This window comes from Caballeronia sp. ATUFL_M2_KS44 (genome assembly GCF_023630965.1).
GTDB lineage: Bacteria > Pseudomonadota > Gammaproteobacteria > Burkholderiales > Burkholderiaceae > Caballeronia > Caballeronia concitans.
In genome coordinates, this window is record NZ_JALQEA010000051.1 from 228,045 (window position 1) to 240,193 (window position 12,149).

A 12,149-nucleotide genomic window follows, 5' to 3' on the forward strand; every position below is an offset into this window, starting at 1 on the left:
GCTACGGTCGTGCATTCGGCGTGCCCGGCGCACCGGCACGGCTTATGCTGCGGTGTCGCGCATCTTTCGAACAATTCAGCGCGGAGGCACGTCATGGAATCGAGATATCGGTCATGCACCATTCATACGTCGGCGAGCATCGAGAACGAAAGCATCGTCGGCGATGCGCGCATTTACCTGCCGACCGTGAATGACGGCGACGAAGTGGAGTCGCACGACATGGAGTTTCATCTGTCGTTCGTCGACGAGAACGAGGCGATTGCCTTCGCGAAAGAGGGCGCGATTGCGTGGATAGACGAGCACGAAGCGCTGTCGCTTTGAACAATCGCGTGCAACATCGGCGTGCAACATCGATCGAGTCGACGAGACGAATGAAAGCGAACACCATCAAGCTCATCATGTCGAGCGCGCTGCTTGCGCTCGCGAGCACGGTCCACGCGGCGGGCGGCGGTCTGGGCTGCGGCGGCGGAGGCTGCCCCGGCGGCGGATCGGGCGGACAGGGCGCGGGCCTGCCATCGAGCGGCAACGCAGCGGCGGCGTCATCCACACAAGGGCCGCGCATTCACGGGTCGCCGAACGCGCAAACCGGCGGCGCCGTGACGAACGGCGGCCAGGGCAGCGGCATGAGCCGCGACACGGGCGGCACCGGCATGCCGGGCGCGAAACCCGGCAAGCCTTCGCCGGTCAGCAAGAACAACGCGCGCGGGGCGCAAGGCTTGTAAGCGTTTCAACGCGACGCCGAGCCTTGCGCGCTTCCTCGACGCAACGTTCTACGCTTGCGGCGGCTGTCCGTTGGACGCGCTCAGGCCGCCATCGACAGGCAGATTCACGCCCGTGACGAAGCGCGCGTCGTCGCTTGCGAGGAACGCGATGACAGCGGCGATATCGTCCGGTTGTGCAGCGCGGCCCAGCGGAATGCGCTCGCGAAACTTCGCCATCAGTTGCTCGTTATCGAGCATGTCCTGCGTGAGATCGCTCGCGGTCAGGCTCGGGCACACGGCGTTCACGCGCACGCCGTCGCGGCCATGATCCATCGCGAGCGCGCGCGTGAAGTTGGTCACCGCGCCCTTGGCCGCGTTGTAGAAACTCATGCCCCAGTCGCCGCCCAGTCCCGATACCGACGACACATTGACGATCGAACCCTTCGTCTCGATCAGATGACGGATGGCCGCGCGGCTGCAATAGAAGACGCCGTCGAGATCGGTCGACATGATCGTGTGCCAGTCGTCGAGCGATGCTTCATCGATGCGTCCCGTCGGCGCGACGCCCGCGTTGTTCACGAGCACGTCGATGCGCCCGAAACGCGCGACGGCGGCCTCGATCAAGTCCTCGGCGTCCGCATAACGCGAGACGTCGCAACGGTGAACGAGCGTGCGTTCGGAGTCGAGATCGCGCGCGACGCGTTCGAGCTTCTCCTGTGTGCGCCCGGCCAGCACGACATTCGCGCCTTCGGCGGCGAACCGGCGCGCCGTGCCTTCGCCGATGCCCGAGCCTGCGCCCGTCACGATGACGACTTTCGATGTAAAGCGGGAGGTGTCCATATGCGTGTACCGGTGGTGTCGATACACGCGTAATTGCACGTTTCGTTCCAGCGAAGGAGACCTGAACGAAGGCTAATCGGCGAACAATCGGCGATGCACGTTGCGCAGATGCGCGCGCATCGCGATCTTCGCGGCGCGTTCGGCCTGAGGCTCGGCACATCCATCGGCAGGTTCATTCGCGTTTCATTACCCGCTTCGTTAATCGAATTGCACGACGCAATTGCAGTCGCTATACTGCCTCGGCGGTCCAGTGGCCTGACCACTCAAATTGGCCAGACCGCAACGAAACTGAAGGCAATCCTGAAGGCAACTGTTTGAAAGCAGAGCATCGGCGTTTTCGCGGATGCGCTCCAAAGAGGCGTGCTCATGATGATGTCGTTTCAGTACTTCCATGCCGGCGCTCGCCGCCGCGTCTTCATGCGCCTCGCTTCCATCGCGGGCTCATATCCATCCCCGCACCTTTCGCTTCCTTGTCAGCGCGCATCGCAGAGATCGCGCTGACGCATCACGCATTGAACCGACAAAAGACTTCAGCACAAGAATAAAGGAGACACGATGTTCCGAAGAGCCAAGCATACCGAAGCAACGCCAACATAACGCCACGCATGGAGCATGTGAATGGGCGGAACAGGAGACACCGTTGCCGGACGTGAAGCGCTGATACGCTTCGAAGGCATCGGCAAGACCTTCGGGCGCGTGCGCGCGCTGAGCGACGTGGACTTCACCTTCATGCAGGGCGAGTGCGTCGGCATTGCGGGACACAACGGCGCGGGCAAGTCCACGCTGATGGCCGTGCTGGCGGGCGTGCATGCGCCGACGCAGGGCCGCATCGAAGTGGACGGCCGCGACGCGCCGCATTACGACGCGAACGCCGCGCGCGAAGCCGGCGTGCGCTGCGTGTTCCAGGAGCTGTCGCTGTGCGCGAACCTGACGGTCGCGGAGAACATGTGCATCGTGCATCCGCAACTGCGTGGACGCGGATGGCGGCGCACGGCCACGAAGCTCATGCGCGAGAAGCTCGAAGCAATCTTTCCGGGCAACGGGCTGAAGGGCAACGAACTCGTCTCCGATCTCACGCTCACGCAGCAGCAGATGGTCGAGATCGCGCGAGGCTTCACCGTCACCGATCAACCCGTGCGCCTCGTGATTCTCGACGAGCCGACTTCATCGCTCGATGCGCATACCGCCGACCAGTTGCTCGCGTTCGTGCGCAAGGCGGCGCAAGGCGGCATCACGTGCCTGCTCATCACGCACATGCTGGGCGAAATCGAACGCGTGGCCGACCGCGTGATGGTGATGCGCGACGGCAGCATCGTCAGCGTGCTTGGCCGTGAGCAGTCGAGCCGCGCATCGATCATTCAGGCGATGGGGCAGCATCTCGAAGCGGAGCGCGCGCCGGGCGCGGCGCGCGCGCAGACCGGACGCGACCGCGAGCGGCAGTTCGAGTGGAACGTCGGCGCGAAGCGTCACACGCATATCGACGCATCGCGCGGCGAAGTGATCGGCTTCGCGGGACTCGCGGGCCAGGGGCAGACCGAAGCGCTGCTCGCGATCTACGAAGCCGCGACGAGCCGTGGACCGAGCCGCGCGAAAGTGGCCTTCGTCGCGGGCGATCGCGGCCGCGACGGCGTGTTTCCCATCTGGTCCATCGCGCAGAATCTCGACGTGCGATGGCTCGTCGGCGGCGCGCCGCGCAAGCGCGGTCTCGTCGATCTCGCGGCGGCGCGTGCTGTCGTCGAAGCATGGCGCGCGAAGATCGGCATACGCGGCGCTGCAATGAGCGCGGGCATTCTGTCGCTCTCGGGCGGCAATCAGCAGAAGGTGTTGTTCGCGCGGGCGCTCGCGTCGGACGCCGATTTGATCCTCATGGACGATCCCACGCGCGGCGTCGATGTCGGCACGAAGCGCGACATCTATCAGCTCGTCCACGACGAAGCCGCGAAGGGCCGTACCTTCATCTGGTACACGACGGAAAACGAAGAACTGTCGCATTGCGACCGTACTTACGTGTTCCGCTCGGCCGCCGTCACGCGCGTGCTGCATGCCGACGAATGCACGGAAGAAGCGCTGCTCGCGGCCAGTTTCGAGGAGCAGGCGGCATGACACTCGCCATCACGCAGGCGCGTTTGCGCGCGATGCTTCCCGCGATATCGCTCGTCGCGGTGCTGATCCCGATCCTCGTCATGCAGCCTGCGGTGATGAGCTACTTCGGTTCGAGCCTGCTATTGAATCTCGCCGTGCCGATCGTGCTCGCGACGCTCGCGCAACTCGCGATCATCACCGTCAACGATCTCGATCTTTCCATCGGGCCGTTCGTGAGTCTCGTCGCCTGCATCGGCGCGACGCTGCTCGTGAAGACGCCGTGGCTCGGCGTGCTCGCGCTCGCCGGCTGCGTGCTCGCTTACGCGGCCGTGGGCGCGCTGATCGAGTTGCGGCAGATACCGTCGATCGTCGTCACGCTCGGGCTTTCGTTCGTGTGGAGCGGTCTCGCCATCGTGCTGCTGCCGTCGCCGGGCGGCACGAGTCCGGCATGGCTCGGCGCGGCGATGAACTATCAGACGCCGTTCATCGCGGCGCCCATCGTATGGTCGGTGCTGATCGCGATCGTCGGGCATCTGCTGTTGATGCGCTCGTCGGCGGGCGTGCGCGTGCGCGGCGCGGGCGGCAATCCGCGCGCGATGCGGCGCTTCGGCTGGTCGCTCGTGCGCAGCAAGGCGACGCTCTATGGCGTCGCGGGCGTGTTCGGCGTGCTCTCGGGCCTCTCGTTGCTCGGCCTCACCACATCCGCCGATGCCAACCTCGCGTTGCGCTATACGTTGCTGTCTATCGCCGCCGTGATCCTCGGCGGCGGCGAGTTCATGGGCGGGCGCGTCTCGGTGATCGGCGCGGTGCTCGGCGCGATCACGCTGACGCTCGCGGCATCGTTTCTCGCGTTCCTCAACATCTCGTCCGACTGGCAAGTGGGCATGCAGGGCGCGATCCTGATCGTGGTCCTGTCGTTGCGCGTGCTGCTGCAACGCGGAGAACGCCGATGAACAGCATCGCCGACAACGAAGCAAGCGCGTGGTCGCGCATCAAGGCCATTCAGGCGCCGTGGGCGTGGTCCTTCATCGGCGCCGTGCTGGTGTGGCTCGCCATCGTGGCGATCTTCGGCTTCGGCATTGCGAGCAACGTCGCGCAAACGGCGCTCACGTATGGCGTGTTCATGGTGCTCGTCGGTCTCGGGCAGATGCTCGTCATCACATCGGGCGTAGGCAACATCGACTTGTCGGTGCCTTCGACCATTGCGCTTGCCGGCGTCGTCGGCATGCACGTGATGGGCGGCGCGAACGGCCGGATCGTGCTCGGCGTGGCGGCGGCGCTGGGCGTGGGTATCGTGATCGGACTCGCGAATTACGCGCTCATCCGCATGTTGCGCATTCCGCCGATCATCGCGACGCTCTCGTCGAGCTTCATCATTCAGTCGGTCGCCATCACGCAAGGCAGGCAGCTTCCGCCGCCGCCGCCCGCGCTCGGCGCATTCGCGACGGGGCGCTTGCTCGACGTGCCGTATATCGCGCTCGTGGCTCTCGCGTTGTCGATCGCGCTGGCCGTGCTGCTGCATCGCGCGGTGTATGGGCGCAGGCTCTCCGCCATCGGGCAGAACGCGCGCGCCGCGTGGCTCGCGGGCGTGAACGTGCATCGCACGCGATGCCTGGCTTACGTGATGTCGGCGATGATCGCGTCGCTGACCGCGTTGCTGATCGCGGCGACATCGGGCGGCGCGTCGCTCGACATGGGCGTCGAATACATGCTGATTTCGATTGCCGTCGTCGTGATCGGCGGCACGCTCGTGGCCGGCGGCAAGGCGACGATCGCGGGCGTGTGGGGCGCATCGATGTTCCTCTTTCTCACCAATGCCGTGCTCAACGCGGTCGGCGCGGATGCAGGCGTGCGCTCCATCGTGTATGGCGTGCTCATCATCGCGGTCACGGTGGCGGCGGGCGGCAAGGCCGTGCGCTGACATCGCTCATGACAAGGACAAGGAGACATGAAAGCCAACGAATTCGAAGTGCACGATGCGCGCTTCCGGCTGCTGCTTCAGCCGAATGCGTCGATGGAAAAGCTCGCAGGCGATTGCCTCTGGGCCGAAGGGCCCGTGTATTTTCCGGCGGCGGATCTGCTCATCTGGAGCGACATTCCGAACAACCGCATGCTGCGCTGGGCGCCGGGGATGGGTGTCGGCGTGTATCGCGCGCCGTCGAACTACAGCAACGGCAACACGCGCGACCGCGAAGGGCGGCTCGTCAGTTGCGAGCATGGCGCGCGGCGCGTGACGCGCACGGAGCATGACGGCAGCATCACGGTGATCGCGTCGCATTACGAAGGCAAGCAGCTCAACTCGCCGAACGACGTGATCGTGGATTCGCACGGTGCGATCTGGTTCACCGATCCCGACTACGGAATTATTAGTGACTACGAAGGATATCGCGCGGACAGCGAGATCGGGCGATGCAACGTGTATCGCGTCGCGCCCGGCGATGCGCAAGTGCGCATCGTTTCCGACGACTTCGTGAAGCCGAACGGCCTGGCGTTCTCGCCGGATGAATCGAAGCTCTATATCGCGGATTCCGCGGCCTCGCACGATGACGACGCGCCGCGTCACATTCGCGTCTTCGATGTCGCCGACGACGGCGCGTTGCGCAATGGCCGCGTGTTCATCGCGATGCAAAGCGGCGTGCCCGACGGCATGCGCGTGGACGAGCACGGCAACGTGTGGACGAGCGCCGAAGACGGCGTGCATTGCTATGCGCCGGACGGCACGCTGCTCGGCAAGATACTGATTCCCGAAGTCGTCGCGAACCTCACGTTTGGCGGGCTGCGGTGCAACCGGCTTTTCATTACCGCGACTTCATCCGTGTATGCGGTGCATGTGGGCGTGCGCGGCGCGGCGCGCTGATATCGAATAACTAAAGGAGACGGAGCATGCAGGTAATCAAGATCATGGCGGCGGCATGTGCTGCGCTGGCTGCATCGGCGGCGATGGCGCAGGTCGCGAGCGCCGATACGTCGTCGGCGAAGATCGCGTTGTCGAACAACTACGCGGGCAATAGCTGGCGTCAACAGATGCTCAAGAGCTGGTCCAATGTCGCGGACGCGGCGGTCAAGCAGAAGGTCGTCGCCGCCGCGCCGAGCTTCACCACGGCCGAGAGCCAGGCGACCGAGCAGGTCCAGCAGATGCAGAACCTCATTCTGCAAGGCTACAAGGCGATTGCCGTCGATGCCGTTTCGCCCACGGCGCTCAACGGCGTCATCAAGCAGGCGTGCGGCGCGGGCGTGACGGTCGTATCGTTCGACGGCATCGCGACAGAGCCGTGCGCGTATCGCATCGCCGTGGACTTTCAGGGCATGGGACGCATGCAGGTCGATTATCTGGCGAAGCGGCTGAACGGCAAGGGCAATCTGCTCGAGATTCGCGGGCTGGCGGGCGTGTCCGTCGATGACGAGATTCACCAGGGCATCGTCGATGAACTGAAGAAGTATCCGGGCATGAAGATCGTCGGGTCCGTGCATGGCGACTGGACGCAGACCGTCGCGCAAAAGCAGGTCGCGGGCATTCTGCCGACGCTGCCGAAGATCGATGGCGTGGTCACGCAAGGCGGCGATGGCTTCGGTGCGGCGCAGGCGATCAAGGCGGCAGGACGGCCGACGCCGATCATCATTCTCGGCAACCGGCAGGAAGAACTTGCGTGGTGGGCCGAGCAGCGCAAGAGCGGCTATGAAACGATGTCGGTGACCATTCCGCCGGGCGCGTCGTCGTTTGCATTCTGGGTGACGCAGCAAGTGCTCGCGGGCAAGAAGATGCCGCACGACATTCGCATGCCGGTGCTCGAAGTGAAGCCCGAAGAGCTGGATGCGGTGCTCGCGAAGACGCCGACCGGTGCGCTCGCGAACAAGGAATACACGCGCGACGAAGTCGTGGCGGTGGTGGATGGCAAGAAGTAACGTGTAGCACGTCACGGGCGCGATGGCCCGTGACGTGCCAAAGGTTCTGCGGGCCTTTACGCGACCGGTAACGCGCTCAGCTTGCTCACCGTGTCGGCGCAAGCATGCGCTGCTTCGCGGCCCTTCACGAGGAAATGCTCGCGGAAGAAGCCGATGTGCTCTTCGCCATGATGGAAATGATGCGGCGTGAGCACCGCCGAGAATACCGGCGTGCCCGTTTCGAGCTGCACCTGCATCAAGGCGTTGATGACGGCCTGCGCGACGAACTCATGCCGATAGATGCCGCCATCGACGACGAGCCCCGCCGCGACGATGCCCGCATATTGACCGGAGAGCGCGAGACGCTTCGCGTGCAGCGGAATTTCGAATGCGCCGGCGACTTCGAAGAGATCGATATCGTCCTTCGTATAGCCGTATTGCTGCATGGCTTCGATGAACGAGGTCTTGCATTGATCGACGATATCGCGATGCCAGCACGCCTGAACGAACGCGATGCGCGGACGATTGGAGCCTGTAGCGGATACTGCTTGTGATTCGATGATGTTGGAAGCGTTCATGGACTTCAGCCTGTTTTGTGTGAACAGGGCGAAGGACAGCCGAACGCCTTCGCACGCGCAAGAAAGCGCACACGTCGGGCGCAAAAGCACCGGCTGTCCTGTTCTCTTTCATCCGGACTATACCGTCGGCCCCGGAATCCAACCGGGTCTGCTGACCTCGCTCGCTGCGATACCGCCGTCGCGGTCACACCGATGAGCGCTCGCGGGCTACGTCGCTGAAAACGTGAGACACGTATAGCGACGATTACCGCCGGTGGGGAATCGCACCCCGCCCCGAGAACGTGTTCTTCGTCGTATCGAAGAACGGGGGTACGGTATCACGAAACACGACGTCGCTCGAAAATACCCCGCGTTTTGCGGGGTTTCGAGGCAATCAACACTCGTCCATTCGACGCGGCTCCATCTTGATGCCGATGGTCTTCTCGAAGCAGCGCGCATCGGGCTGATGCACGTAGATGCCGAACGGGTTCGTCGGCTGGAAGCCGTTGCGTTCATAAAACGCGATAGCCCTGCGATTCACGGCGCGCGTTTCCAGCAACAGCTTGTGATACCCGACCGCGGCGGCTTCGGCTTCGAGTTGAGCGAGCAGCGCGCTTCCCACGCCGCACGAATTGGGTCGGCTATAGAGGCGCTTGAGTTCGGCCACGCCGTAATCGAAGCGGCGAAACGCACCACATCCGAGCGCGATGCCTAGCTCGTCGCGCGCCACGAGAAACGCGCCTCTCGCCGAGCAGACGTCCTGAAGGCAGAACCGGGTCTGGCCGCTATCGCCGGAAAAGACGGCGAGCATGGCGCTGAGTTCGTCGAGAAGCGCGCGTGCGTCTTGCGACCACGGGTCTTCGCGTTGGACAAGGATGGCGGTTCCTGAAGGCGTCACGGCGGTCGCTCCCAATCTGCGGTGATGGACACTTTCTCGACGAAGCGTCGAGCAAACCGCAGACCTGGCATCGACGCGCGAGCCTCGATGGGTCGGAGAAGCTACAGCGCGCAAACCTGCAATGGCGGGACCGGCAACTCGTCGCCTTCGATGAACGCCGTCGCGCAATACACCGCGAACTTGAACGCGCTCTCTTCGCTCGCGAACACGCCGAGATCGCCGAGCGATGTCAGATGGCCGTCCGTCTCGAGAATGGAAGCCTTCGCGATGAACGCGGTGCCGACCCGCGTGACGAAGGGCTCGAATGCGGCTCCGTGGTGATAGATGATCATGGCTCTCCCAGTTCTTGGTTGATGTATGTAGCGCTTGATCGTGCGTGAAGAAATCACCGGATCGACCCGAAGCAAACGTTTCGGAAGGGTCGATACGCCGCATTCTAAGAAGCGACGAAAAGCCGTGGCCTGTCCGTATGGCGAGACTTGCGGACACGGCGCTCCGAATGCCTTGCGCCCTCGCGGGATGATGCGGTCAAATGTCGGCCGTCCCTCACTCTCGCATTGCGCGCAAAATGACAAGACGCTTACTAGGCAAGGTCGCCGCATTCTCCTTCGTCGCTACCACGGCATGCGGCGGCGTCGCGGTTCACGCAGCAGAGCTTCACGTGTTGACATCCGGCGGCTTCACGGCCGCTTACAACGCGCTCGGCCCCGGCTTCGCCGCGAAGACCGGCAATACGCTCGACACCGTGCTCGGACCGTCGATGGGCCAGTCGCCGCAATCCATCCCCAACCGTCTTGCGCGCGGCGAACCCGCCGATGTCGTCATCATGGTCGGCTACGCGCTCGACGGGCTCATCAAGGAAGGCAAGGTCATCCCGGGATCGCGCGTCGAATTGGCGGATTCGCGTATCGGCATGGTGGTGCGCGATGGCGCGCCGAAGCCCGACATCGGCACCGTCGATGCGTTGCGTGAGACGCTGTTGCACGCGAAGTCCGTCGCGTATTCGGATAGCGCGAGCGGCGTGTACATCAAGAACGAGATGTTCAAGAAGCTCGGCATAGAAGAGCAAGTCGGCCCGAAGGCGACGATGATTCCGCGCATTCCGGTGGCATCGGTGGTCGCGAAGGGCGACTATGAGATCGGCTTCCAACAGGTGGCCGAGTTGCTGCCGGTGCCGGGCGTCACGTTCGTCGGCAAGGTGCCCGAGGAGATGCAGTCGGTCACGCGCTATGCGGCCGGCATTCCGGTCAGCTCGAAGCATCCGGATGAAGCGCGCGCGCTCCTGCAATATCTCGCGTCGCCGGCCGCGCAGCCGACCGTGCAGAAGACGGGGCTGGACTCCATCGCGCATTGAGCGAAGCAGCGTGCGGTCGTTGCTTCGCACGAATCGACCGCATCTGCTGCTTTTTTCGCCGGCCATTCCCGCGCAACATGGTTCTCATCAAACCAGCCGGGAGCAGAAAAATGGCCTTGTTACGGATGATCCGCATCGTTCTGTGGAGCTTCTTCGGCGTGCGCAGGCGCGCGTCGCATGAAGCGGATTTCGCGCAGGTCAACTTCAGCCTGCTGCCGGTGATCGCGGTGGTGCTGGCGCTTTGCATCGGCGCGAGCATCTTCGGTGTCGTCATGCTCGTCACGCACGGCGCGAACGTGCCGACGCAAGGCTTCTGACGCCTACTCCTCACTAAGCAGCCGTTCTCACCGCGTTGGTCAAATGCGCGGCGGGATCGTCGAGAATCTCGGCCAGCGCGCGGATCGCGTGATCCATGCGCGCGTCCCACGGATGCCCGAAGTTCAGCCGGATGCAGTTCTCGAACGAATGCGTGACCGAGAACATCGGGCCCGGCGCAATGCTGATGCCGCGCGCGATCGCCAGCCGGTGCAGCGCCATGGCATCGACCGCTTCGGGCAGTTCGAGCCACACGAAGTAGCCGCCGGCGGGCGTCGTCCATCGCACCGTGGCGGGCAGCGAGCGCGAGAGGGCGGCTTCCATCGTCGTCAGTTGCGAGCGCAGCGCGGCGCGCAGCTTGCGCAAGTGTTTGTCGTAGCCGCCGGACTGCAAATAATCGGCGATGCCGGCTTGCGCCGGAATGCTCGCGGAAAGCGTCGTCATCAGCTTGAGGCGCTGCACCTTGTCGGCGAAGCGTCCCGCCGACGTCCAGCCTATCCGATACCCCGGCGCAAGCGTCTTCGAAAACGAGCTGCAATGCATGACGAGGCCCTGCGTATCGAAGGCTTTCGCGGGCAGCGGACGCTCGCGCCCGAAGTGCAGTTCCTGATAGACATCGTCCTCGATCAGCGGAATCTCGCGCCGCGCGAGCATCTCGACGAGCGCCTTCTTCTTCTCGACGCCGAGCGTCGCGCCCGTCGGATTCTGAAAGTTCGTCATGAACCAGCAGGCGCGTATCGGATGCTTGTCGAGGGCGGCGGCGAGCGCGTCGAGATCGAGGCCGGTCGCCGGATGCACCGGAATCTCGACCGCGCGCAAGTCGAGCCGCTCGATGGCCTGTAGCGCCGCATAGAACCCCGGCGATTCGACGGCCACGACATCGCCGGGGCGCGTGACCGCCATCAGACAGAGGTTGAGCGCTTCGAGCGCGCCGCTCGTGACCACGATTTCATCGGCGGGAACGGACACGCCGGTGCCGACATAGCGCAGGCCGATTTGCTTGCGCAGCGCGTCGTTGCCGGGCGGCAGGTCCGATACCGTGCTCCACGGACTCAGCGATCGCGTGCCCTGCGTGAGCGACTTCAAAAGCCGCGCCGACGGAAACAGCAGCGGCGACGGAAACGCCGAGCCGAGCGGCGCGATATCCGGATGCTTCGCGGCCTGCAGCACGGAGAACACGAGATCGCTGATCTCGACCTTGCTCGAATCGGCGAACGATGCCGTGCGCGAAGGCGTTTGCCTCACGCTCGCGCCCGGCGTGACGTAGTAGCCGGAGCGCTCTTCGGCGCGCACGAGTCCCCATTCTTCGAGCAGATAACAGGCGCGAAAGACCGTCGACTGGCTGACGCCATGTTGCGCGATGAGCTGCCGCAACGAGGGCAGGCGCGCGCCGACCGGGATGCGGCCCGCGCGGATGTCGTCGGCCAGGCGGGCGGCGAGTGCCTCGTAGCGCTTCATCGAAGGGAGCGGGAAGAGTGAGCGATGCCGTGATGTTAGCGCTGTTTATCGTTCGCAACTAA

14 protein-coding genes and 1 riboswitch are annotated in these 12,149 nt (G+C 64.2%); of the genes, 9 read left to right on the forward strand and 5 right to left on the reverse strand.

All coding sequences use genetic code 11. From position 1 onward, the window contains the following. Positions 1-93 precede the first annotated feature (93 nt). Together NCR39_RS21720 and NCR39_RS21725 are read left to right on the forward strand one after the other, a co-directional pair. Positions 94-321, forward strand: a complete 228-nt coding sequence (locus NCR39_RS21720) for a hypothetical protein (RefSeq protein WP_250454133.1) — start codon at positions 94-96, stop codon at positions 319-321. Between the two features lie 50 nt (positions 322-371). After that, positions 372-722, forward strand: a complete 351-nt coding sequence (locus tag NCR39_RS21725; RefSeq protein WP_250454134.1) for a hypothetical protein — start codon at positions 372-374, stop codon at positions 720-722. A gap of 48 nt (positions 723-770) precedes the next feature. On the opposite strand, the gene budC is transcribed toward NCR39_RS21725, so the two are convergent. Continuing rightward, positions 771-1,541 (reverse strand): meso-2,3-butanediol dehydrogenase, encoded by a 771-nt coding sequence (gene budC / locus NCR39_RS21730; protein WP_250454135.1) that lies wholly within the window; start codon positions 1,539-1,541, stop codon positions 771-773. Between the two features lie 618 nt (positions 1,542-2,159). Here budC and NCR39_RS21735 point away from each other — a divergent pair. Genes NCR39_RS21735 through NCR39_RS21755 form a run of 5 tightly spaced genes read left to right on the forward strand, consistent with a single transcriptional unit; the run spans position 2,160 to position 7,526 of the window. After that, positions 2,160-3,644, forward strand: coding sequence for a sugar ABC transporter ATP-binding protein (locus NCR39_RS21735; protein ID WP_250454136.1), 1,485 nt, complete (start codon positions 2,160-2,162; stop codon positions 3,642-3,644). Continuing rightward, entirely contained in the window at positions 3,641-4,576 is a 936-nt protein-coding gene (locus tag NCR39_RS21740) for an ABC transporter permease (protein ID WP_250454137.1), read from the forward strand. The genes NCR39_RS21735 and NCR39_RS21740 overlap by 4 nt, the downstream gene beginning before the upstream one ends. Beyond that, a complete protein-coding gene (locus NCR39_RS21745) occupies positions 4,573-5,544 on the forward strand; it encodes an ABC transporter permease (RefSeq protein ID WP_250454138.1) in 972 nt (323 codons plus the stop codon). Before NCR39_RS21740 ends, NCR39_RS21745 begins: the two co-directional genes overlap by 4 nt. 27 nt (positions 5,545-5,571) lie before the next feature. Continuing rightward, on the forward strand, positions 5,572-6,480 hold the full coding sequence (locus NCR39_RS21750; RefSeq protein ID WP_250454139.1) for an SMP-30/gluconolactonase/LRE family protein: 909 nt from the start codon (positions 5,572-5,574) through the stop codon (positions 6,478-6,480). A gap of 26 nt (positions 6,481-6,506) precedes the next feature. Then, positions 6,507-7,526 carry an ABC transporter substrate-binding protein gene (locus NCR39_RS21755; RefSeq protein ID WP_250454140.1) on the forward strand — a complete coding sequence of 340 codons (1,020 nt, stop codon included), beginning with the start codon at positions 6,507-6,509 and terminating at the stop codon, positions 7,524-7,526. Between the two features lie 56 nt (positions 7,527-7,582). On the opposite strand, the gene NCR39_RS21760 is transcribed toward NCR39_RS21755, so the two are convergent. The 3 genes from NCR39_RS21760 to NCR39_RS21770 form a co-directional block, all read right to left on the reverse strand. After that, on the reverse strand, positions 7,583-8,083 hold the full coding sequence (locus NCR39_RS21760) for a 6,7-dimethyl-8-ribityllumazine synthase (protein ID WP_250454141.1): 501 nt from the start codon (positions 8,081-8,083) through the stop codon (positions 7,583-7,585). 96 nt (positions 8,084-8,179) lie between these two features. After that, positions 8,180-8,368, reverse strand: a riboswitch (FMN riboswitch). An 88-nt stretch (positions 8,369-8,456) separates the two neighbouring features. Further along, the gene (locus NCR39_RS21765; protein WP_250454142.1) at positions 8,457-8,960 is read right to left on the reverse strand and encodes a GNAT family N-acetyltransferase; all 504 of its coding nucleotides are present in this window, start codon (positions 8,958-8,960) and stop codon (positions 8,457-8,459) included. Positions 8,961-9,061: 101 nt separating this feature from the next. Then, complete coding sequence (locus NCR39_RS21770) at positions 9,062-9,292, reverse strand: hypothetical protein (RefSeq protein WP_250454143.1); 231 nt, start codon at positions 9,290-9,292, stop codon at positions 9,062-9,064. Between the two features lie 236 nt (positions 9,293-9,528). Here NCR39_RS21770 and NCR39_RS21775 point away from each other — a divergent pair, with 236 nt between their 5' ends. Together NCR39_RS21775 and NCR39_RS21780 are read left to right on the forward strand one after the other, a co-directional pair. After that, positions 9,529-10,314: a substrate-binding domain-containing protein gene (locus NCR39_RS21775; RefSeq protein WP_250454144.1), complete on the forward strand. Its 786-nt coding sequence runs from the start codon at positions 9,529-9,531 to the stop codon at positions 10,312-10,314. Between the two features lie 110 nt (positions 10,315-10,424). After that, positions 10,425-10,631 (forward strand): DUF2970 domain-containing protein, encoded by a 207-nt coding sequence (locus tag NCR39_RS21780; protein ID WP_040050096.1) that lies wholly within the window; start codon positions 10,425-10,427, stop codon positions 10,629-10,631. Positions 10,632-10,644: 13 nt separating this feature from the next. Here the strand turns inward: NCR39_RS21780 and NCR39_RS21785 are convergent, their stop codons facing one another. After that, complete coding sequence (locus tag NCR39_RS21785) at positions 10,645-12,087, reverse strand: aminotransferase-like domain-containing protein (protein ID WP_250454145.1); 1,443 nt, start codon at positions 12,085-12,087, stop codon at positions 10,645-10,647. Positions 12,088-12,149: the final 62 nt, after the last annotated feature.